Source organism: Flavobacterium sp. GNP008 (assembly GCF_056428965.1).
In genome coordinates, this window is sequence record NZ_JBWJVL010000025.1 from 1 (window position 1) to 268 (window position 268).

At 63.8% G+C, this 268-nt stretch carries 1 protein-coding gene; it reads right to left on the reverse strand.

Annotation, left to right across the window (positions count from 1 at the left end):
• Positions 1-268, reverse strand: a 268-nt coding sequence (locus AC0608_RS13735) for an EAL domain-containing protein (RefSeq protein WP_478289464.1), incomplete at both ends; no start/stop codon positions are given.

Genomic DNA, 268 nt, shown 5'->3' on the forward strand with positions numbered 1-268 from the left:
TCAAGCACCTGCTGCAACTGGGTCGCCAGGTTGGGCATATTGAACTGACTTGCGCTCAGGCTCACGCTCAGCACCAGTTCACCGTCGAAACAGGTCTGCCAGGCCTGGCGTTGCGCGGCGACTTGCTGGTAAATCCAGGCGCTCAACTGGCTGATCAGCCGCGCTTCTTCCAGCAGCGGCAGAAACAGCCCCGGCGGTACGTCGCCGACGCTGGGATGCTGCCAGCGCAACAGCGCTTCGACGCCGGTCGTTTGCGCGGCGTCGAAGC